The organism is Pseudomonas sp. B1(2018) (assembly GCF_003097365.1).
GTDB lineage: Bacteria > Pseudomonadota > Gammaproteobacteria > Pseudomonadales > Pseudomonadaceae > Aquipseudomonas > Aquipseudomonas laurylsulfatiphila.
This window is the reverse complement of record NZ_PYUK01000018.1, coordinates 42,980-63,701: the sequence shown is the minus strand read 5'-3', so window position 1 is coordinate 63,701 and position 20,722 is coordinate 42,980. Positions and strand designations below refer to the sequence as shown.

The 20,722-nt window shown below is 61.6% G+C and carries 17 protein-coding genes; 11 read left to right on the top strand and 6 right to left on the bottom strand.

Features of this window, described 5'->3' with window-relative positions; all coding sequences use genetic code 11:
- Positions 1-91: 91 nt before the first annotated feature.
- Both C9422_RS33005 and gcbA read right to left on the bottom strand, forming a co-directional pair.
- Entirely contained in the window at positions 92-1,135 is a 1,044-nt protein-coding gene (locus C9422_RS33005) for a methyl-accepting chemotaxis protein (protein ID WP_371924842.1), read from the bottom strand.
- A gap of 955 nt (positions 1,136-2,090) precedes the next feature.
- Positions 2,091-3,761 (bottom strand): diguanylate cyclase GcbA, encoded by a 1,671-nt coding sequence (gene gcbA / locus C9422_RS24515; RefSeq protein ID WP_104451493.1) that lies wholly within the window; start codon positions 3,759-3,761, stop codon positions 2,091-2,093.
- Between the two features lie 485 nt (positions 3,762-4,246).
- On the opposite strand from gcbA, the gene C9422_RS24510 reads away from it, so the two are divergent.
- From C9422_RS24510 to C9422_RS24485, 6 genes are all read left to right on the top strand, one after another.
- Positions 4,247-5,314, top strand: a complete 1,068-nt coding sequence (locus C9422_RS24510) for a DUF2333 family protein (RefSeq protein ID WP_116582441.1) — start codon at positions 4,247-4,249, stop codon at positions 5,312-5,314.
- 3 nt (positions 5,315-5,317) lie between these two features.
- Entirely contained in the window at positions 5,318-5,875 is a 558-nt protein-coding gene (locus tag C9422_RS24505; protein ID WP_116582440.1) for an NUDIX hydrolase, read from the top strand.
- 286 nt (positions 5,876-6,161) lie between these two features.
- Positions 6,162-6,533, top strand: coding sequence for a translation initiation factor Sui1 (locus C9422_RS24500; RefSeq protein ID WP_007971354.1), 372 nt, complete (start codon positions 6,162-6,164; stop codon positions 6,531-6,533).
- Positions 6,534-6,752: 219 nt separating this feature from the next.
- Positions 6,753-8,666 (top strand): arginine decarboxylase, encoded by a 1,914-nt coding sequence (gene speA / locus C9422_RS24495; protein WP_007971353.1) that lies wholly within the window; start codon positions 6,753-6,755, stop codon positions 8,664-8,666.
- A gap of 232 nt (positions 8,667-8,898) precedes the next feature.
- The gene (locus C9422_RS24490; RefSeq protein WP_116582439.1) at positions 8,899-10,218 is read left to right on the top strand and encodes a type VI secretion system Vgr family protein; all 1,320 of its coding nucleotides are present in this window, start codon (positions 8,899-8,901) and stop codon (positions 10,216-10,218) included.
- Positions 10,215-11,015, top strand: coding sequence for a DUF4123 domain-containing protein (locus C9422_RS24485; protein WP_116582438.1), 801 nt, complete (start codon positions 10,215-10,217; stop codon positions 11,013-11,015). Before C9422_RS24490 ends, C9422_RS24485 begins: the two co-directional genes overlap by 4 nt.
- Before the next feature lie 11 nt (positions 11,016-11,026).
- On the opposite strand, the gene C9422_RS24480 is transcribed toward C9422_RS24485, so the two are convergent.
- Both C9422_RS24480 and C9422_RS24475 read right to left on the bottom strand, forming a co-directional pair.
- Positions 11,027-12,376 carry an MATE family efflux transporter gene (locus tag C9422_RS24480; RefSeq protein ID WP_116582437.1) on the bottom strand — a complete coding sequence of 450 codons (1,350 nt, stop codon included), beginning with the start codon at positions 12,374-12,376 and terminating at the stop codon, positions 11,027-11,029.
- 160 nt (positions 12,377-12,536) lie between these two features.
- The gene (locus tag C9422_RS24475; RefSeq protein ID WP_116582436.1) at positions 12,537-12,830 is read right to left on the bottom strand and encodes a hypothetical protein; all 294 of its coding nucleotides are present in this window, start codon (positions 12,828-12,830) and stop codon (positions 12,537-12,539) included.
- Between the two features lie 259 nt (positions 12,831-13,089).
- Between C9422_RS24475 and C9422_RS24470 the strand changes: the two genes are divergently transcribed.
- From C9422_RS24470 to C9422_RS24450, 5 genes are all read left to right on the top strand, one after another.
- Positions 13,090-13,392, top strand: a complete 303-nt coding sequence (locus tag C9422_RS24470) for a MazG-like family protein (protein WP_007971343.1) — start codon at positions 13,090-13,092, stop codon at positions 13,390-13,392.
- Positions 13,392-14,141 carry a methyltransferase domain-containing protein gene (locus tag C9422_RS24465; protein ID WP_095964778.1) on the top strand — a complete coding sequence of 250 codons (750 nt, stop codon included), beginning with the start codon at positions 13,392-13,394 and terminating at the stop codon, positions 14,139-14,141. Before C9422_RS24470 ends, C9422_RS24465 begins: the two co-directional genes overlap by 1 nt.
- A gap of 12 nt (positions 14,142-14,153) precedes the next feature.
- A complete protein-coding gene (locus tag C9422_RS24460) occupies positions 14,154-14,762 on the top strand; it encodes a DUF4136 domain-containing protein (protein WP_102700480.1) in 609 nt (202 codons plus the stop codon).
- A gap of 37 nt (positions 14,763-14,799) precedes the next feature.
- The gene (locus C9422_RS24455; protein ID WP_102700481.1) at positions 14,800-15,363 is read left to right on the top strand and encodes a DUF4136 domain-containing protein; all 564 of its coding nucleotides are present in this window, start codon (positions 14,800-14,802) and stop codon (positions 15,361-15,363) included.
- Positions 15,364-15,510: 147 nt separating this feature from the next.
- Positions 15,511-17,493, top strand: coding sequence for a pilus assembly protein TadG-related protein (locus C9422_RS24450; RefSeq protein WP_116582435.1), 1,983 nt, complete (start codon positions 15,511-15,513; stop codon positions 17,491-17,493).
- Here C9422_RS24450 and C9422_RS24445 read toward each other — a convergent pair.
- Both C9422_RS24445 and C9422_RS24440 read right to left on the bottom strand, forming a co-directional pair.
- Positions 17,490-20,231: a PAS domain-containing sensor histidine kinase gene (locus C9422_RS24445; RefSeq protein WP_116582434.1), complete on the bottom strand. Its 2,742-nt coding sequence runs from the start codon at positions 20,229-20,231 to the stop codon at positions 17,490-17,492. The genes C9422_RS24450 and C9422_RS24445 overlap by 4 nt on opposite strands.
- Positions 20,228-20,668, bottom strand: coding sequence for a TadE/TadG family type IV pilus assembly protein (locus C9422_RS24440; RefSeq protein WP_116582433.1), 441 nt, complete (start codon positions 20,666-20,668; stop codon positions 20,228-20,230). The genes C9422_RS24445 and C9422_RS24440 overlap by 4 nt, the downstream gene beginning before the upstream one ends.
- Positions 20,669-20,722 lie beyond the last annotated feature (54 nt).

Sequence of the window (20,722 nt, the reverse complement as noted above, 5' to 3'; positions counted from 1 at the left end):
GGAGCTGCCGCAGGCTGCGATCTTTTGATCTTGATCTTTAAAATCAAAGTCAAAAGATCGCAGCCTGCGGCAGCTCCTACAGGGTGGTTGGTCAGACGCGGAAGGCTTGAACGGCCGTATGCAATCGCCCACCCAGCACCAGCAAATTCTCCCCCTGCTCGCGCCCTTCGCCAATGCGCAGCAAGTTATCCCCACCCAGCTGATGAATCCGCTCGCTGTGATCACGAATCTCGCTGACCGCGCCGCTTTGCTGGGCGGTGACATCGGCGATGCGCACCGCCGTGTCGGAAATGGTCTGGATCGCCGCGACGATTTTATCCAGCGCGCCGTCGGCGGCCTGGGCCTGGCTGGCCGTGGCTTCGGCGTGTTCGACCTGGGCACGCATGCCTTCCACCGACTGCCGCGCGGCGGTTTGCAGACCGGCGATCAGCGTCTGGATTTCTGCCGTGGCCCCGGCGGTACGTTGCGCCAGTGAGCGCACCTCTTCGGCCACCACGGCAAAGCCGCGGCCCATTTCCCCGGCCCGGGCCGCCTCGATGGCCGCGTTCAAGGCCAGCAGGTTGGTCTGGTCGGCGATCGAGCGGATCACCGTCAACACACCGCCGATGGTGGCCGACTCCTCGGCCAGGTGTTCGATCATTTGCGCATTGCCTTGCACTTCATCCACCAGCGCATGCAGACCGGTGAGGCTCAGACCGATGACTTTCTGTCCGTGCTCCACGGCCAGGCCGGCGTGGCGGCTGGCGTCAGCAGCCTGGCTGGCATCGCCGGCGACTTGCTGAATGGTCGCTTCCAGCTCGCTGAGGGAGTCGCGGATCAGCGCCGTATCGCCGGCCTGATGTTCCGCCCCGTCATGCAAATCGTTGCTCAGGTCGGCCAGGGTGCGGCTACTGCCGGCCACTTGCTCGGCATTGAGGCGAATGGTTCCCACCAGGTCCACCAGATAAGCGCGCAGGCGGTTGAGCGAGGCTTCAATGTCATGCAGTTCGCGGTTGGTGTTGCCCAGTTGAATGTCGCGGCTGAAGTCGCCTTCGGCCCAGGTCGACAGGGCCGGGGCGAGGTTGGTCAGGGTCCGGGCCAGTTTGCGCTGCAGGGTGTCGATCAGCAGCGCGATCAACAGGATCAAGCCGATCATCACGCCTTGCATCAGCCGTACTTCACCCTGGATCTGCCCGTGCTGGGCGCGTACCACCGGCTCCAGCCCGGCAATGGCCTGTTGCACGTCGGCGATTTTCAGGTGAGTCGCGGTACTCAGCTCAGCGCGTTTGCCGATTTGCTCGCGGGTGCGCGCGAGCTCGGCCGGGTAGCGGGTGAGCAGGCTGTTGAGCTCACGCTTGAGGCCGACGCCGGCATCTTCGGCGACGGTTTTCTCCTTGTTCTCAAGGCCCATCATCGCGGCGAAATCATCGGTGTTCGATTCGCTGCTGGAGGTCACGCCCAGCAAGGGCAGGGCATCGAGTTTCTCTGCCTGGGTGCGGATGTTGGTCACTTCGCGTTCGACGTCGGCGGCCAGCTCGCTGCGGCCGCTGCTGACCAGCTTTTCCCGCGCCAGGGACAATTTGCCCAAGTGCTGCGATGCGCTGAGCAGCGGTGTCAGATAGGCGGCATTGCCGCTGGCGTACTGGCTGAGCTGATCGAGACTGGCGCCCAATTCCCGTTCGGCCTGCAACAGCAGTGCCTGCGGATCGCCGGCCAGTTTGCCGGCTGCCAGCAGGTCGGTTTTGCTGAACTCTTCAAGGGTCGACAGGCTCGGGCGCAAGGTCTCGGCCAGGGCGGGTGGCAATTCGCCGAGTTGTTTTTGCAGGCTGTCGATGCCTTGGGCGGCACTGCTCAGGCGCAGGGCATCGCCGCTGCCAAGGTAATCCTCGACGCTGCGGGCGACTTCATGCTGAAACTGCTGCGACAGGCCCAGGTAGCGCTCCATTAATAGATACGGACGCTCAAGGGCTTTTTGCGACCACCACAGCGTGGCGCCGAGGGCCACGCACACGGCCACCAAAAGGAGGGTATTGAGATTGGTCAGCAGCTTCAGGCGCATTAAGGACTACCAACGGCAGAAATGGTAAGCGCCTGAAGTTATTGCGTTTCTGTTACAGGGTTATGACTGTATCGGTCGATTCCGATGAAAAAGTGGCACTTTGCTTTGATGTGCGAGCGGCCTGTACGCGATTGCGTCCGCCGCCCTTGGCACGGTACAGCGCCTCGTCTGCCAGGCTGGCCATCATCAGGCTGTCGGAGCTTTCGCAGAACTCCACCACCCCGGCACTGAAGGTGCACCAAAGGTCCTGGGGTTGGGCTGGGTAATGAATCTCGGCAAAACGCTGGCGGATTTCATCGAGCACGTTGTAGGCCGCTTCGATATCGGTGTCCGGCATGACGATGGCGAACTCTTCGCCACCGTAGCGGCCGATGAAGTCGGTTTTGCGCAGGCGTTGCTTGAGAAACAGCGCCAGGCTCTTGATCACCCGGTCGCCCATGGGGTGGCCGTGGCTGTCGTTGACCCGTTTGAAGTGGTCGATGTCGAGCATGGCAAAACTCAGCGGCTTGTTCTCGCGGCGGGCACGGAACGAGCAGTCTTCAAGCAATTGCAGGATGTGCGTGTGGTTGTACAGGCCGGTGAGGCTGTCGCGGACCATCCGTGCCTTGAGGTTGCGGGCCCTTGCTGCACGGTTGCGCACAGTGGTGATCAGGTGCCGGGGCTTGATCGGTTTGGTCAGGAAGTCATCGCCGCCCTCGCTCATGGCGTCGAGTTGCTTGTCCAGGTCGTCTTCGGCCGACAGGTAAATGATCGGCACGCTGACATAACGGTCGTTGTGACGGATCACCTTGGCCAGTTCCGTACCGGTGCAGGCCGGCATGTACATGTCGAGGATGATCAGGTCCGGCTGGAAGTCCGCCAGTTCGGCCATGGCCTGGATCGGCTCGATCAACGTCCGGGTGACGATCCCGGCACTGTTGAGCAGGCGCTCGGTGTGCAGGGCCTGGGCGCGGGAGTCGTCGATGATCAACACTTTATAAGGTTCGTATTGGGCGACGCAGGTCAGGACTTCGATTTTCTCCAGCAGGCTCGACGCTTCGAGGGTGCCGGTGAGGAACTCCTGGCCGCCGGCACGCACGGCGGCGAGGCGGGTTGGTGTGTCGGTTTCGTGCAGGCTGAAGAACAGCAGCGGCAAGCGATGGTCCAGGCCTTCCTGGGCTTCGGCGGCCAGCTTCAGGCCGACACCGGGGCCGCTGAAGTCCACGTCCATGACAATCGCCGCCGGCAGGCGCTCGACCATCGACGAGCGAAACGCGTCTACGCTGTCCAGCGACTGGGCGCTGAGCCCGAAGAATTCCAGTTGTTTGGCCAGGCGCTCGGCGCGGTCGTGATCCTGCAGCATCACATAGATGGGCTTGCGCAGTGGCGGCAGGAAGGTTTGATCGAGTTGGTCGCCATGGCGCAGGCCGGTGCGTGACAGGCGCTGCATCAAGCGATTGAGGTCGGTGATCAGGCCGCTGCTCAGGCGTCCGCGGTTGGCGTCGACCGCCTCCAGGGATTGACCGATATGACGCGCCAGTTGCGTGTGTTCCGGTTGCTCGAAGCGCTCGGCGAAACGCAGCAGGCGCAGATTGGCCTCGCTCAGTTCCGACAGGTCGGCGGTGGACCACTCGCTGCGTTGCAGGCGCTGCCATATCTCAAGAATCTGACGAGCCTGATGAATTACCCGCTGGGCAAAGTGGTGCTTGAGGCGCTCGCGGCTCGGGTCTTCTGGCTCGGTCATATCCTGACTACTAGTTAGGGTGCACACTGAGGTCGACTGGTGGCTCTATGCTAGCATCACTTTCCCATTACACGAGTGCTGTACGTCAATAATCTGCAATGCGACCTTATTCAGTTTGTGACCGGGTAGTCTGGTTCGGGCCTTTAAAGTCGCGGTGTGTGGGGGGGAAGTGCTTTATTCAGGGCACTTGGTGGGCGCGGGCCGGCAATTGGCGCGTGACTGATAGTTGATCATTCATGATCTTTGGCCCGTGCTGATCTGGCTGTTTTCTTTGGCTTCAGGGGATCAGGGATTCCCTTAGAGAGGACAATGCAAACCCTCAGGGGGATTTCGACGGCCGCCGCATCGTTGCGTGGGTAGAAATACTTTTCATCCACAAGCCCGGTAATTTCCCCCATTGATGCAATGGCGGGTGCCGGGCCAAGGCACGTTGTTGTATGGTTGTGGTCGAATCGTTGAACTCAAGAGATTGAAAGGATACCGCCATGCTGGACTGGAAGAACCGCACAGGCAGTGCGCCTGAACGTACCGCTGAACCGAAGTCGGAGGCCCGCAGTTACCTGGGGGGTCTGTTGTTCAGCCGGGCGCTGGCCACTCTACTGGGCATCTACCTGTTGGTGGCGAGTGTCCTGGGCTGGTACTGGAGCCAGGAGCCGGCGCTCTTCCCGGTCCAGCAAACCGCACAACTGGCGGCCGAGAAAGAAGGCAAGCAGATGGTCGTCGGCTACACCACGGTGGAAACCCTCAAGACCGTCGCCGGCACCTTGCTGACCAAGCCGGGCGGCTATATATCCAACGACCGTTTCCCGCCAGGCCTGTGGATGGACAACATGCCGAGCTGGGAATATGGCGTGCTGGTGCAGGTCCGCGACCTGAGCCGGGCGTTGCGCAAAGACTTCGCCCGTTCGCAGTCGCAGTCCGCCGAAGACGCCGACCTGGCCAAGGCCGAGCCGCGTTTCAACTTCGACAACAAGAGCTGGGTGCTGCCGTCCAGTGAGTCCGAGTACCAGGAAGGCATCAACTCCCTGAGTCGCTATCAGGCGCGCCTGTCCGATCCGAACCAGAAGAGCGCGCTGTTCTATGCTCGTGCCGACAACCTGAACAACTGGCTGGGTGATGTCGGTACCCGCCTGGGTTCGCTGTCGCAACGGCTGTCGGCCAGTGTGGGGCGGGTCAAGCTCAACACCGCATTGAAAACCGAAGTCGTGGCACCGGGCGAGGTGCCGCAGGTCGACGAAGAAATCGTCGAGACACCGTGGATGCAGATCGACAACGTGTTCTACGAAGCCCGCGGCCAGGCCTGGGCGCTGTCGCACCTGTTGCGCGCCATCGAAGTCGACTTCGCCGATGTGCTGGCCAAGAAAAACGCCACGGTCAGCGTGCGCCAGATCATTCGTGAGCTGGAAGCCTCGCAGGAGCCGGTATGGAGCCCGATGATTCTTAACGGCAGTGGCTTCGGCGTATTGGCCAACCACTCGCTGGTCATGGCCAACTACATTTCCCGGGCCAACGCCGCGGTGATCGATTTGCGTCAACTGCTCAATCAGGGCTGAGTCATGGTCGAAAACACCAGGGAAGCCGCACACCGTGCGGCTTCCGATGCCGAACACATCGCCTGGGTCGACGAGCAGGACAACCTGCTGGGCGCCCTGGTCCGTTCCGATTTGCGCGAGCGCGGGCTGATCGGGCGCGGTACCTACATCATGTTGTTCAATTCCGCTGGCGAGCTGTGCGTGCATCGCCGCACCCTGAGCAAGGCGATCTATCCCGGTTACTGGGACGTGGCAGCGGGGGGCATGGTGCTCGCTACCGAAACCTACGCCGAATCGGCAGCCCGGGAACTGGAAGAAGAACTAGGTGTGAGTGGCGTGGAGCTGACCGCCCATGACCATTTCTTCTTCGAGGACACGGGCAATCGCCTGTGGTGCTCGGCGTTCTCGGCGGTGTGGGACGGCCCGTTGACCCTGCAACCGGAAGAGGTGCTCGAAGCCCGCTTTATCCCCATCGATCAGGTCATGCAGGAGATCGAGCAAAAGCCTTACTGCCCGGACTCTCTGGCAGCGTTGAAGCGCTATCTGAAGGCTCAACAAAGCAACGTCGCAAAACAGCTATAAATTGGCGCCGATTGGCTCTTAGCAATCGGCGTTTTTGCCGTTACACTGCGCGACCTTTTCAAACTGAACCGGTATTGCTTCCTGTAGGAGCTGTCGAGTGCAACGAGGCGGCGATCTTTTAATCAAGATCAAAAGATCGCCGCCTCGTTGCACTCGACAGCTCCTACACAAGGTCGTAATTGGGTTGTACCGTTTCAGTAGCGCTGCCCCTGCCTGAGTGGGGCTTCGCGGTCGATAGCCTTCCCAAGTGCTGCGACCAGTCTTTGTCCTCCGAAGAGGATTGCCGGTGGCCAAAAAAGCCGCATCCTTCGCCGCCCTGGGCGGCCTGGTATTTTCCACCGACGCAGGTCGTCATTGCCCGGAATGCAGTAAACCGGTGGACGCCTGCATCTGCAAACAGACCGTTATCCCGGCCGGCGACGGCATTGCGCGCGTGCGTCGCGAAAGCAAGGGCCGTGGCGGCAAGACGGTGACCACCATCACCGGCGTGCCGTTGGCTGAAGAGGCGCTCAAGGACCTGGCCACGACGTTGAAGAAGCGTTGCGGTACCGGTGGGGCGTTGAAAGACGGTGTCATCGAAATCCAGGGCGATCATGTCGAGCTACTCTTGGCAGAACTGATCAAGCTCGGTTTCAAGGCGAAGAAGTCCGGCGGCTAGCAGCCTCTGTGAAAACCACCCTCGGCTTGACCCGGTCCTGATGGCATTCAGGTCTGGCGCCGTCCACATGGTTTTCACAGAGCCTGTTCATGACCGGTTTCTAAACTCACTGCGGTCGGCGGGGTCTATTGCCTCGTTGACGAACCGTCATTTTCATTATTTAGACTGCGCCGGCCTGAACCCAGGCGACGCACTATGACTTCTTTATAGGGGACTTCGATGTCCGTACGACGCACACGCAAAGACGATGGCAGCCAATGGACAGTTGCGGACAGCCGCAGTGTTTACGGGATTCGCCATTGGGGGGCCGGGTATTTCGCGATCAATGACGCCGGTCGCGTCGAAGTTCGTCCGAACGGTCCGAGCAGTTCGCCTATCGACCTGTTCGAGCAAGTCGACCAGCTGCGCAAAAGCGGCCTGTCCTTGCCGTTGCTGGTCCGTTTCCCGGACATTCTGCAAGACCGCGTGCGTCAGCTGACGGGCGCGTTCGATGCCAACATCGAGCGTCTGGAATACCAGAGCAAGTACACCGCGCTGTATCCGATCAAGGTGAACCAGCAGGAAGCGGTGATCGAAAACATCATCGCCACCCAGAACGTTTCCATCGGTCTGGAAGCCGGGTCCAAGCCCGAACTGCTGGCGGTGCTGGCACTGGCGCCGAAGGGTGGCACCATCGTCTGCAACGGTTACAAGGACCGTGAGTTCATCCGCCTGGCGCTGATGGGCCAGAAGCTCGGCCACAACGTGTTCATCGTGATCGAGAAAGAATCCGAAGTCGGCCTGGTGATCGAAGAAGCGACCTCGCTCAAGGTCAAGCCCCAGGTCGGCCTGCGCGTGCGCCTGTCGTCCCTGGCATCGAGCAAGTGGGCAGACACCGGCGGCGAGAAATCCAAGTTCGGCCTGTCGGCGGCGCAACTGCTGTCGGTGGTCGAGCGTTTCCGCGCGGCCGGCCTGGACCAGGGCATCCGCCTGCTGCACTTCCACATGGGCTCGCAGATCGCCAACCTGGCGGACTACCAGCACGGCTTCAAGGAAGCGATCCGTTACTACGGCGAGTTGCGCAACCTCGGCCTGCCGGTGGACCACATCGATGTCGGTGGCGGCCTGGGCGTGGACTACGACGGCACGCACTCGCGTAACGCCAGTTCGATCAACTACGACATGGACGATTACGCCGGCGTCGTGGTCGGGATGCTCAAGGAGTTCTGCGATGCGCAGAGCCTGCCGCACCCGAACATCTTCTCCGAAAGCGGCCGCTCCCTGACCGCGCACCATGCCATGCTGGTGATCCAGGTGACCGACGTCGAGAAGCACAACGACGACGTGCCGCAGATCGAGAACAAGGAAGCACTGCCGGAAACCGTGCAGTGGCTGGTGGACCTGCTCGGCCCGACCGATATCGAGATGGTCACCGAAACCTACTGGCGCGCCACGCACTACATGAGTGACGTTGCCTCCCAGTACGCCGACGGCAAGCTGACCCTGGCCGAGAAAGCCCTGGCCGAGCAATGCTACTTCGCGGTGTGCCGTCGCCTGCACAACTCGCTGAAGGCGCGCCAGCGTTCCCACCGTCAGGTGCTGGACGAGCTCAACGACAAACTGGCCGACAAGTACATCTGCAACTTCTCGGTGTTCCAGAGCCTGCCGGACACCTGGGCCATCGACCAGGTCCTGCCGATCATCCCGCTGCACCGCCTCGACGAAGAGCCGCTGCGTCGTGCGGTGCTGCAAGACCTGACCTGTGACTCCGACGGCAAGATCAACCAGTACGTCGACGAGCAGAGCATCGAAACCAGTTTGCCGGTGCACGCGCTGAACGAAGGTGAAGACTACTTGCTGGGTGTGTTCCTGGTCGGTGCTTACCAGGAAATTCTTGGCGACATGCACAACCTGTTCGGTGACACCGACTCGGTGAACATCTACCAGAACGCCGACGGCAGCGTGTACCACGCCGGTATCGAAACCCACGACACCATCGAAGACATGCTGCGTTACGTGCACTTGTCGCCGGAGGAACTGATGACTCACTACCGCGACAAGTGCGCCAGTGCCCGTATCAGCGCAACCGAGCGCACACAGTTCCTCGATGCCTTGCGTCTGGGGCTGACCCGTTCGTCTTACCTGTCTTCCTGAGGTAAGCACCACGCTCATCAGGTTGTCTGAAAATTTTCCTTTTGCCTCGGAAATTTCAGATGACCTGGTGCGGCAATTCTCCTATTCCACGGGAAACTCCCTGCCTTTTCGACTACCCAACGCATTTGGTCTTCTTTTCGCGTAGGTTATTTCCTAATTTGTATTTCGGCACTCTACTCGGCCATGTCTCTCAGCGAGAATCCCCGGCCGCCCCTCCCGTAGAGAAACGCCGATGTTCAATCCAGTCAGCGAACCGCCATTTCGTCTGGATGTTGCAGGTTTGCCCGACGCCTTTGAGGTCCTGGCCTTTACCGGTAGAGAAGCCATCAGCGAGCCATTCGTGTTCGACCTGGAGCTGCTGATCGATGACCCGGTGCTTGACCTTGCCAGTTTGCTGTACCGCCCGGCCTCTTTGCATTTCGGGCCAGCCGGAAACCATGTGCATGGGCAATTGCATGAACTCGTCCAGCGTGATCATGCCTCGGGGCCCCGACTCTGCCAGGTGCGCCTGGGACCAGGACTGGCTTGTCTGGCCCAGCGCTTCAGCCAACGAATTTTCAGCGCCCGTTCGGTGCCGCAAATCCTCGATCAGGTGCTCAAGGAGCATGGCATTACTGGTAAAGATCGACGCCTGGCGCTGAGCGGCGACCACCCGCTCCGGGATTTCTGCACGCAATATCGAGAGTCGGACCTGCAATTTGTCCAGCGACTCTGCGCCCAGGAAGGATTGCATTACCACTTCGAAAACCGGGTCGGGGGGCACTGCGTGGTGTTCAGCGACGATCAGCAACATTTTCGAACCGCAGAGCCTGCGGTTTTGCGCTGCGAGGGCGATCAGCCGGGAGTGCGGCAGCTCGAACGCCAGCGTAGCGCTGCGACAGCGGCGCAAAGTGTCGAATGCCGGACAGACCTGGCGACCTTGCGCAGCGGTCGGGTGATGCCGCTGTCCGGTCATCCGGTTGCCGATTGCAATCGGCTCTGGCTGGTGACCCACGTTGAACATTGGGGCTGCCAGGATACGGCGACGCCGTACCACAACCAGGCCCGTGCCCTGCAATGGCCGACCCGCTTCGACCCACCCAGTGCGATGAGCAAACCACAGATGCACAGCCTGCAGCGGGCGTGGGTCGTGGAGGTCGATGAGCAATCCCCCGACCCGGCAAGACCGGTACCGGTGCAATTCGACTGGCTCTATCAGGGCGAAGGGGCAGCGCCCAGTCACTGTTGGCTGCCATTGGCCGGGCCTTTGCAGGCCGAAACATACTCGCCATTGCGCGAAGGAACCGAGCTGGTCGTGAGTTTCATCGAAGGTGATCCCGACCAGCCGCAGATAACCGGAGTGCTGCATGCGCCGGCAACGATCGAGGAGACCAACGCGGACACTCCCCAGGCCATTTGCACCCCTGATGAGGGCCTGGAGCAATGGTTGCACTCGGCAGAGCCGCTGCTGATGCTGTGCCTGCTGCCCGGCGGTGGCAGTTTCAATCATTGCGCACAGGCGTTGTGCACCTGTCGTCTGGCGACGCAGCTTGGCCAGAGCTCTGGAGCATGATCGCCACACGTACGCCCGAGGCGCCCCTGCAGTGGTTGTTGCTGGATGTGCCGGGCACGCCGCAGGCGGGTGTCATGCTTCGGCAGATGTTTGCACAAGCCCGGTGGTACAAGTTGTTCGAAGGTACGGAGTGGCATGCGCTGCGTGAGCAGGGGCCGCTCCTGATCGATCTGCGCACCTGCCCGGCACTGGCCGATCTGTGCATCGTCGACGGCCAACGCTGGCCCGGATTGCTGATGGTCAGCGAGGTCGGCGCTGCATCGTTGCTCGCGCATTTACGGCGCATGCTCACGGTGACGCTTGGCTTGCACCGGGCCCTTTTGAACTACTACAACCCGATCACGGCCAGCTATTTTTTCGATGCCTGCGATGCCGCTGAACTGAGTCGCTGGCTAGGACCGATCCAGCAGTTGCGCTGGTTCGGCGGCAGTTGGGCCGATCGCGCAACGGGATGTGAGGGGTGGCAGCGCTTGTCCAGCCCCGGGTTGGCGGTCAGCCCGTTGGCCGTCGAGGAGAGCCTCAGTGCCGGGCAACAGGGAAAACTGCAAACCTGCCTGCTCGAACAACTTGCCTGGCGCTGGAACCGATCCACCGGTGCCGATTTCTCCCGCCTGTGGGCCCATGTGCAGGAAGGGCTGGCGCTGGGTTTCAGCGAGCGCCCGGTGCTTGATGGCTGGATATGGCTACGTTTGCAGTATCCCGACGCCGTGCCCGTGCAGCCATTGCCGGGCAGGACGCAGCAGGAACGCCTCGATAGCCTGCGCCACCTGTGGCAGAACGACCGCCCCTGGCCATGAGCTCGATCCGCTCAGTGAGTGCTGCCGGCAAACCAGCCATCGTGACGGCGCAGGCGCCAGGCGATCACGCCGAGGGTCAGGCTGCGCAGCAGCATGAACAACAAAAAGGTTATCCACAGGCCATGGTTGCCCAAGCCTTGCAGTGCCCAGCCGAAAGGCAGCACCAGCACCACGGTAAGCACCATGCCGTTGCGCATTTCCCTGGCGCGGGTGGCGCCGATGAAAAGGCCGTCGAGCAGGTAGCTCCAAACGGCAATCAGCGGCAGCACGGCGAGGTAGGGCAGGTAGATGAACGCGGTGTCGCGCACACTTTGAATGTCGGTCTGCATCTCGATGAACAAATGCCCGGCGAACAGAAACAGCGCGGCAAAGCCCAGGCTTGCCAGCAACGACCAGCCGCCCGCCACCACCAATGAACGTCGCAGGGCATCTCGGTCGCGGGCGCCGAGGGCATGCCCGCACAGCGCTTCCACGGCGTGGGCCAGGCCATCGAGGGCGTGGGCGGTCAGCAGCAAACCGTTGAGCAGCAGGGCATTGGCCGCGACCGTGGCGTCGCCCAGCCGCGCGCCCTGCACCGTGATCAGGAAAAACACCGATTGCAGCGCCAGGCTGCGGATGAAGATGTCGCGGTTGACCGCCAGCAATGGCCGCCAACTGTGCCACAGCGCCAATGCCGCCCAGACGATATGCCCGGGATAGGCGCGCAGGGCCTTGCGGGTCATCAGCAAGCCGATCAGCGCCCCCGTCCATTCGGCAATCACCGAGGCCCGGGCGGCACCGACCACGCCCCATTCGAGGCCGAGGACGAACCACAGGTTCAGGGCGATATTGACCAGGTTGGTACTCAGCAGAATCGCCAGCGGCGCCCGGGCATTCTGGGTGCCGAGAAACCAGCCGACCAGTGCATAACTGGCCAGCGCCGCGGGCAGCCCGAACAGGCGGGTGTGGAAAAACTCGCGGGTCAGTTGATCGAGCTCCGCCGAGGGTTGCATGAAGTGCAGCGCCACTGTACTCAACGGCACGCCCACCGCACCCAGGACCAGGGCCAGGCCAAAGGCGAGCAACAGGCCTTGCAACAGAATCTGCCGCAAGGCCGCACCATCCCCGCGCCCGGCCGCCTGGGCGGCGAACCCGGTGGAACCCATGCGCAGAAAACCCATGGCCCAGGCAAGGAAGGTATACAGACTGGCCCCGACCGCGACGGCGCCAAGTTGATGGGCATGGGGCAGGTGACCTATGACGGTGCTGTCGACCAGTGCCACCAACGGTACGGAAATGTTCGAAAGAATCATCGGCGCGGCGAGTGCCCAGACCCGGCGATGGGTAGGGCGGTCGCGCCAGTCGGCGGTCAGGTTGGACATGCAGGCTCCTTGGGGAGCGGGCATTGTAGCGGCACATTCAGAGCATGCCTTGATCAATTGTGGGAGCGGGCTTGCTCGCGAATGCGGTCGTCCAGTCAATAATGATTCGACTGACACTCCGTCTTCGCGAGCAAGCCCGCTCCCACAGTGTCCGGTGGTGTCAGTGGATGATCCAGCTGAGCAGCCAAAGCCCCAGCATCAACCAGATGATCCCCATGATGAAGGACGCATTGAGAAAGGCGCGGATAGCCGACCACAGCAGGATCAGCCCGAGGATCAAGGTCAGGATGCTGACGACCGAAGTCTCCATGCCCAGCGCCTGGGACAAGCCTTCGACAAAATTGCTGCTGGCGTTGCTCAACAGATTGAACAGCCCACTGAGGCCATCAACGATGAAGCGGATGATCGAGCCGAGTACCTGGCCGAGCCATTCGGAAAAACCTTCTACCTGCATGGAGTGAACGTCCTGATTAAAGAGAATTGAGCCTTGGGCTGTCGATCATGCTGCCGAGTTCCCACAAGCATAGAGGGTTGCACCGCAACTGTGGGAGCGGGCTTGCTCGCGAAGGCATTGGATCAGACACATCAATGTTGGATGTGCCGCCGCATTCGCGAGCAAGCCCGCTCCCACAAAAAACCTGCACGGCACTCAACCGTTGTCACTTGCCATCCTCGGTCATCCCCCCGAAGCTATACGCCTTCAGGAGAGCCCGATGAACCTTGTTGAACTGACCGAACGCCTGCACGCCATCCGTGACCGCAATGACTGGCGGCAATTTCACAGCCCGAAAAACCTCGCCATGGCCGCGAGCGTGGAAATGTCCGAGCTGGTGGAGATTTTCCAGTGGCTGACCGAAGACCAGTCACGCCAGTTGCCGGCGGACAAACTCGCCCATGCCGGGCAGGAAGTCGGTGACATCGTGCTTTATCTGTTGCTGTTGTGCAGCGAGCTGGGCCTGGACATGGAGGCCGTGGTGCGCAGCAAACTGGCGGACAGCGAGCGGAGGTTTAGCTGATGAGCGACCGTCATTTCGATCAACTGGCGACCCGTTTCGCCGAAAAAATCTACGGCGGTGCCAAGGGTGCGATCCGTCTGGCGGTGTTGCAGGCCGATCTGGCCGAAGCCTTGCCCGATCGCCCGCTGCGCGTGCTGGACATCGGCGCGGGCCTTGGCCACATGTCGTTGTGGCTGGCCCAGCGCGGCCATCAGGTGACCCTCGCCGAACCTGCCGAACCGATGCTCGAAGGCGCCCGCCAACGCTTCGCCGACGCCGGGCAGAGCGCCACCTTCATTCAGGCACCCTGGCAGGAACTGCTCGGGCAGCTCACCGAGCCCTACGACCTGGTGCTGTGCCACGCCGTGCTGGAATGGCTGGCCGAACCCCACGCCATCCTGCCGGTGCTGCATCAATTGACCAAGGCGGACGGCTGGCTGTCCCTGGCGTTCTACAACCGCGATGCGCTGATCTACCGCAACTTGCTCAAGGGCCATTTCCGCAAGATGCGCAAGAACGACATGGCCGGTGAAAAGCAGAGCCTGACCCCGCAGCAGCCCCTTGATCCGCGTGAACTGGCGGCGCAACTTGAAGGTCTGTGGCGGGTCGAAACCCAGAGTGGTGTGCGGGTTTTTCACGATTACATGCCGGTGGAATTCCAGGCCCGCGCCGAGCTGGTGGACCTGTTGGAAATGGAACTGGCCCACCGCCGTCATCCAGCCTATGCCGGGCTTGGGCGTTACTTGCACTGGATCTGTCGGCCTGTCTGATCGGAGCACGCAATGAAAAGTCATTCAGGTGTACTGCTGTTCTGCCTGGGGCTGGCGGCCTGTCAGGGCAGCAATCCTTATGTCGCCACGTCCAACCCCTTGCCGCCGGCACCGCCCCAGGCCGCCAAGACCTTCGATCGCAGCGCCTACCCGGCAGCACCCCGTGACTATGGGCGCTACCGCAGTTGGGCCTGGCTCGACGGGCACCTGCCACCGGGCACGGCCTGGGCTGATTCCGCACAGATTGCCGAAGCGGTCAGCAATGCGCTGGATCAGCGGGGTTTGCGTCCGCTACACGACAATCGTCCAGCGGACCTGTTTGTCAGCGCAGACCTGCGGATGGAAACCCGCTTGCGTCAGGTTCAGGACGACTATTACGGCGGCGGTTATGGCGGCTACAACGGCTACGGCCCTGGATATGGCGCATACGCCACCGTGCCGATCATCCGGACCTATCAGGAACAGGTCGTGGTGGTTCAGGTGGATATGTATGACGCCAAAAGCGGTCAGCCGATATGGAGCTCCAGCGCTGAAACCGGCAACCGGGGCAGCGAAAGCGAGCGCGCCGATGCCATACGGGAGGCTGTGGAAAAGGCGATGTCGGCGTATCCTCCTAGTTAGCTTCTGTAGATAAGAAGCATTTCGCAGGAGAACCATCATGTTCCGCCGTTTCATTCTACTGGCCATGGTCGCGCTGCTCAGTGCCTGCGCCGCCAACCAGGTCAATCATGATTTTGACGCCAGCCGCGATTTTGCTGCCTATCGCAGCTGGGCGTGGAAAGAACCCGCCGTGCAATATCGTCCCGATGATCCACGGATCAAGAGCGACCTGACCGACCAGCGCATCCGTCAGGCGGTTGCCGATCAACTGGATCAGCGCGGTCTGCGCCCGGCCGCCGCGGGTGCCAAGGGCGACTTGAATGTGCAGACCTACCTGATTGTCGAAGAGCGGCAACAGCAGGTGACCACCAACTACGGCGGCGGGTGGGGGTACCCGTGGTATGGCTACTACGGCGCGCCCATGTATAACGAAACCCGCAACGTCAGCTACAAGGTCGCCACCATCCAGATCGACCTGCTGGACGGTAAGGACGGCAAACTGGTGTGGCGCGGCAGTGACGAACAGATACTGAGCCGCACACCGAACCCGTCGGATCGTCGTGATGCCATCCTGGAAACAGTCACGCGGATATTGGCCAACTATCCACCGCACGCCTCCTAGAATCAGCCAGTCTCTCAACCCCTGTGCCTCACAGGGGTTTTTTATTGCCTGCGCTGGCGAGTTGCCAGCAGTCTTGGCCACCCTTGTCTACACTGCTTTTCACCAACGGAGGTCGCGCCCGGCAGTGCGCCGGCAAAGGAGTGCGCCATGTCTCCCCGCATGCAGTTTCGCGGCCCGGTCCGGCAACGGGGGGCGATCGGCTTGATGGCCGCTTTGACCCTGACCTTGGCTTTGGCATTCATGTTGTTGGTGGTCGATACCGGCAGGCTGTACCTGGAAAAACGCAGTTTGCAGCGCGTGGCTGACATGGCTGCCCTTGAGGCGGCCACAAGGGGGGGAGACTGTTCCGCCGGATCAACCGCGAACACCTATGCCACGGCCAGTGCGCAACGAAATGGTTTCGCCATTCCCTCCACTGGACGCGCACTGGCAGTGGCCTGCGGTACGCTGACCCTGGATGCCAACAACCTTCGGGTATTCGGTGCAGACCCAAGCAAAAGCGAGGCTATCCGGGTTATCGCCAGCCATGTCGTGCAACAGAGCATTGCCGGTGGCATCGGCGCCTTGGCCGGCGGTGCACCGGCGGGCTCGACGCTGACGCTGAGCGCTACGGCGGTCGCTGCGCTGCCGCCCCCCGTGGCTTCATTGACGATCCGCAGTGCCACCCTGACTTTCGATACCAGCAAGGCGGCCATTACCAGTCTGCTATTCGGGGGGTTGCTGGGCGGCAATGTCAGTATCAGTGCGGCGGGCTGGAACGGCTTGGTCAACACCGACATCAGCTTGCTCAGCTACCTCAATCGGTTGAAAGTTGACCTCGGCCTGATCGCTGGCGGCTACGACCAGGTGCTCGGGAGTACGGTCAATGTCAGCCAGTTGATCCAGACCGCCATCAACGTACTGGACCCCAACGGCACACTGGGAGCCTCCGCAACCATTGTCAGCCTGCAAGCGTTGAAGGTGGCAGCGGGTACGACGTCCGTTGTGCTGGGAAATATGTTGCATGTTGAAAGTGGCACCGACATCTCGACCCTTGCCGTGAATCTCAAGGCCTTCGATCTGATTGAGGGGGTTGTGCAGCTGGCCAACAAGAAAAATGCCTTGGTCGCGACTTTGCCGATCAACCTCGCGGGCCTGGCGCAGATCACTGCACGGGTGCAGGTGATGGAGCCGCCGCAACTGTCGGCCATCGGCAATCCGAAAAACGCGGCGTTGGCCCCTTTGGGACCCAACCGCATCTATGTACGCACGGCCCAGGTCAAGACATTGTTGTCGATCAACCTGCCCGTGCTGGACGCCATCACGCCTCTGGTCAACGCCGTCATCGATCTCGCTGCGCCCTTGGCCAACACTTTGAACGCTTTGCTTGATCTGGACCTGGTGGGCGTCGTCAACTCATTGACCTGCGCGTTGCTCGTGCCGTGCGACACGCCGGACATCAAGCTCTTGCCACCTCCGATACGCATCGACGTGGCGCTGGAGGCCGCCGGGGCCTGGAGTTATGTCACGGCTTACAGTTGTGTGAGTGCGACGAACAAAAGCCTGACGACCAACACCACCACCACACTGATCGGATTGAAGATCGGGCAGATCAACCCTGCCGATGTGTTTGGCTCGCCCACTGTCCCACCCAGCAACACCGTCAATCCCTTGAAGGTCATCGATATCGGCGTGAAGACCTGCCAGCGGCTGCTGATCTTGCCGCCAACCTGTTACAACCATAAGCCTGGCGTTGGCGGAAGCGTCGATATCATGGTCAACACCGCGGTTGCCCAGAATGCCAACATGCCTCACGTCTATTCCGCGCCGGCGGCCACCAACCTGCCGGAGATCAATCAGCCACCGTTTTACTACGCCTACACCACGACCAACATCGTCAACAGCCTGAGCACCACCGTGAGTAACCTGGGCGTGAACATGTATGGGCCGTCGGGCAGTATCGTCGGTGGCCTGGGCAGTATTTTGAGTGAGGTGACGACTGCATTGGTCAATGCGATCAATACGGTACTCAGTCCATTACTGGATACGCTGATCAATACGTTGCTGGCGAGCCTGGGGATCGACCTGAACAAAGTCGAGGTGGGCGCCAACCTCAGTTGTCACTCGGGACGAGCGGCGCTGGTGATCTAGTCCGGCGTCACGATCGGCAGTTCAATGCAGAAACGCGCACCCTCGGTGGCGTTTTGCACGCTCAGTTTTCCGCCCATGTTCTCGACGATGCCATAGCTCACCGAGAGCCCCAGACCGGTGCCGACACCCACCGGTTTGGTGGTGAAGAACGGCTCGAAAATCCGCTCCAGCAAACGCGGGTCGATACCGCCGCCGTTGTCCTCGACCCACAGGCGTACCGCGTGTGTATCCCGTTCGGCGTACACCGAAATCCACGGTTTGAAATCGGGGTTGGCCTCGCGCTTGCCGAGCAATGCATCCCGGGCGTTGACCATCAGGTTGATCAGCACCTGCTCAAGCTGATCGACGTAGCCGCGCACCAGCACTTCAAAACCGGTCTCGCTGATGCGCAGGTCGACACCTTTGCCACGCATCCCTTCGGACAACAGCGCCAGTGTGCCTTCGATGGCCTGGGCCGGGTTGAACGGTTGCTGCTCGATTTCCGAGCGACGGCCGAACACCCGCATGTGGTCCACCACCCGCGCGGCGCGTTGCACCTGGGTGTCGATACGGCTGAGCTTGTCGATCAGGTAATCGACCTGTACGTCGCCGTTGTTCAGGCGCTTGAGGACATTGACGATGGCCATGCGCATCACGTTCAACGGCTGGTTGATCTCATGGGCCAGGCCGGTGGCCATTTCACCGAGGGTGGCCATTTTCGCGCTTTGTGTTAGCTGCTGCTGCGAGCGTCGTACCTCGGTGTTGTCGCGCCCCACGGCCTGGACCTCGAGCAAACGGCCCTGTTCGTCGAACACCCCGCGATCGGACCAGACCCACCAGGCGTGTTCGCGCCCGGGCAGTTGCAGGTTGATCTCGGCGGTGCTCACCGGAAACTCCGGGCTCAACTGGTTCAGCCGCCGGGTGAATGCCTCGCGCTGTTCCCCGGACATCCAGTTGCCCAGATTCACCCCCGGCAATTGCTCGGGCGCCAATTCCAGATAGGTGGCCAGCGGGCGGTTGCCGAAGGTCAGGGTCAGGTCTGGCTGGTAGCGGCAGATCATCGCCGGCGAGTCTTCCACCAGAATCCGGTAGCGTTCCTCACTCTGCCTGACCTGCTCGGTCGCCAGGGTCGCTTCGGTGACGTCCAGCCACAGGCCCACGGCTTCCACCGGCAAGCCGAGGTCGTCGCGCAGCAACTTCGCTTCATCGAGCAGCCAGTGATAGTCACCGTGACTGTCGCGCAACCGATAGCGGGCGCGCACCGAGCCTTCACGCAGCAACAGCCGTGTGCGCTCGAAATACTGCAGGCGGTCGTCGGGATGCACCCGCTCCACCAGTGTTCCGGGTGCGCAGTCGGCCAGGGTCCAGCCGAGCAACGGGAACAGGCTGTCGCTGAAGAACACCGGTTGCAGAGCGCCTTCGTCATAGTGCTGTACATAAATCACCGCCGGTGAACTGGCGATCAGATTGTCCAGGCGTGCATGGGCGGCGGCGGCGCTCTGCTGCTGATTCTTGATGTCGCTGATGTCGTGCATGAAGCCCACCAGCCGACGGTTTTTGCCCACGCCCAGCGCCTGGCCTTGCAGGCGGTACCAGACGGGTTCGAGTGCATCGTCGGGACGATACAGGCGCACGCACAACAGCAGCGGCATGCCCGACGCCTGCAAGTCCTGCAGGCGGATGCGCAGCTCTTCACGGTCGGCGGGATACACCTGGTTGAGCCAGTCCTGTACGGATAAACGCGATGCTCCAAGGTTCAGGGTTGTCGCCAGCGAAGGTGCCAACTGCACCTCTTCGCTGTCGCTGAAGACTTCCCACCAGCCTGTGCCCAGCAACGCTTGCAGCGACTCCAGGCGTTCCAGTTGCAGGTGATGCCGGTGCTCGCGCAGGCGCTCGAGCAAGGGGCTGGCGAGCGCGGCGGTGATTTGCAGCCAGTCGCGTTCGGTGACATCGGGGGCGCGTTGTTGTGGCGTGTAGAAACCGCACAGTAACCAGGCGACCACCCCTTGCGCATCGTGGTAGGGCACGGCGAAGCCATCGGTATTGCCGAACGTGCCTTGCAGGCGCGGGTGTTCGCGCGGGGTCAGGTACTGGGGTGTCGAGCCGCTCAAACTGTCCAGCCCCGTGCCCAGGCGCTGGTCGTTTTGCCATAGCTGCGGTGCATCGAAAGCCGTGTAGTGCTGGTGAATCTGCCAACCCTGTTCCTGCTCATCGAGCAAGGCCAGGGCAATGCAGGGGATCTGAAAGCGCTGGGCCAGGCTTTGCAGTTGTTCACCCAGCACTTCGGGCAGGCGTGTCAGGCTGCACAGGCGCAACTGTTCGGCGATTTGCAGCGCCAGCACCTGGCATTGCTCGCGGTTGCGCGATTGCCGGCGCTCGAGCAACAAGTCGCCGATGTCGAGCATCTGCAACAACCAGGCATCGGCCAAGGGTTGCACCCAGCCGCGCAAATGCAGGGGCGGACCATTGAGACTGTAGAAGTCCAGGTCCAGGGTTTGTCCCTGCCATTGCGCCGGCGCGCCTTCGATGACGAGGCCGCTGTGGGGCAACAGGAAATCGAGCAGGTGCGGTGCCTGTGCGCCTGGGGTTTGCTGGGCCAGCAAGTGGCGCAGCGGACCGCTCAATTGAACGACACGCCCATCGGCATTGAGCTGCATCTGCAATCCGAAGCTGTGCACCTGCAGTGCCTCCGGCGGCTCCGGTGGGGGCGGCGGGTGACGATGCAGCAGACGCCCGAACAGTTTGTCCCCGGCACTCAAAATTGCAGGCTCGCACTGGCCGTGAGGGTGGCCGGCAGATTGGGTACCCGACCGATCCCGGGCAGGTTCAGGAACGGGATGACGGCGCTGATTTTATTGGTGGGGTAACTGATGCGGACTGTCAGCAACCCGCCCACGTAAGTGATGTTGGCGTCGGTGGCGACATTGAAGTTCAGGGCCGGCGCAATCCAGGCCGTTTGCGTGGTCAGCTCCGTCGTGGCGCGGGCAATCAGCGCGGCGCTGTAGCCGGGGGTGGCCGGGTCCAGCGCTACGCTGCGGCGCACGGCTTCGGCGGTCGACTGGTTGAATGACTGCATCAACAGCAGCGGCAGGCTATAGCTGACGATGCCGTAGAACACGCCAAAAAAAATGATGAACACCAGGCCGAACTCAATCGCGGCGGCACCTTTTTGTTTGTGGGGGAGGCTGGCTTTCATGAGTGCGTCTACCCTGACCAACACTGAGTAATGTCAGCATAGAATCATTCAGCC

Coding starts and splice junctions, on each gene's coding strand:
- C9422_RS24470 (WP_007971343.1), top strand. CDS start 13,090: ATGAACCTTGTTGAACTGACCGAACGCCTGCACGCCATCCGTGACCGC.
- C9422_RS24475 (WP_116582436.1), bottom strand. CDS start 12,830: ATGCAGGTAGAAGGTTTTTCCGAATGGCTCGGCCAGGTACTCGGCTCG.
- gcbA (WP_104451493.1), bottom strand. CDS start 3,761: ATGACCGAGCCAGAAGACCCGAGCCGCGAGCGCCTCAAGCACCACTTT.
- C9422_RS24450 (WP_116582435.1), top strand. CDS start 15,511: ATGTCTCCCCGCATGCAGTTTCGCGGCCCGGTCCGGCAACGGGGGGCG.
- C9422_RS24460 (WP_102700480.1), top strand. CDS start 14,154: ATGAAAAGTCATTCAGGTGTACTGCTGTTCTGCCTGGGGCTGGCGGCC.
- C9422_RS33005 (WP_371924842.1), bottom strand. CDS start 1,135: ATGATCGGCTTGATCCTGTTGATCGCGCTGCTGATCGACACCCTGCAG.
- C9422_RS24480 (WP_116582437.1), bottom strand. CDS start 12,376: ATGTCCAACCTGACCGCCGACTGGCGCGACCGCCCTACCCATCGCCGG.
- C9422_RS24465 (WP_095964778.1), top strand. CDS start 13,392: ATGAGCGACCGTCATTTCGATCAACTGGCGACCCGTTTCGCCGAAAAA.
- speA (WP_007971353.1), top strand. CDS start 6,753: ATGTCCGTACGACGCACACGCAAAGACGATGGCAGCCAATGGACAGTT.
- C9422_RS24505 (WP_116582440.1), top strand. CDS start 5,318: ATGGTCGAAAACACCAGGGAAGCCGCACACCGTGCGGCTTCCGATGCC.
- C9422_RS24440 (WP_116582433.1), bottom strand. CDS start 20,668: ATGAAAGCCAGCCTCCCCCACAAACAAAAAGGTGCCGCCGCGATTGAG.
- C9422_RS24510 (WP_116582441.1), top strand. CDS start 4,247: ATGCTGGACTGGAAGAACCGCACAGGCAGTGCGCCTGAACGTACCGCT.
- C9422_RS24455 (WP_102700481.1), top strand. CDS start 14,800: ATGTTCCGCCGTTTCATTCTACTGGCCATGGTCGCGCTGCTCAGTGCC.
- C9422_RS24485 (WP_116582438.1), top strand. CDS start 10,215: ATGATCGCCACACGTACGCCCGAGGCGCCCCTGCAGTGGTTGTTGCTG.
- C9422_RS24490 (WP_116582439.1), top strand. CDS start 8,899: ATGTTCAATCCAGTCAGCGAACCGCCATTTCGTCTGGATGTTGCAGGT.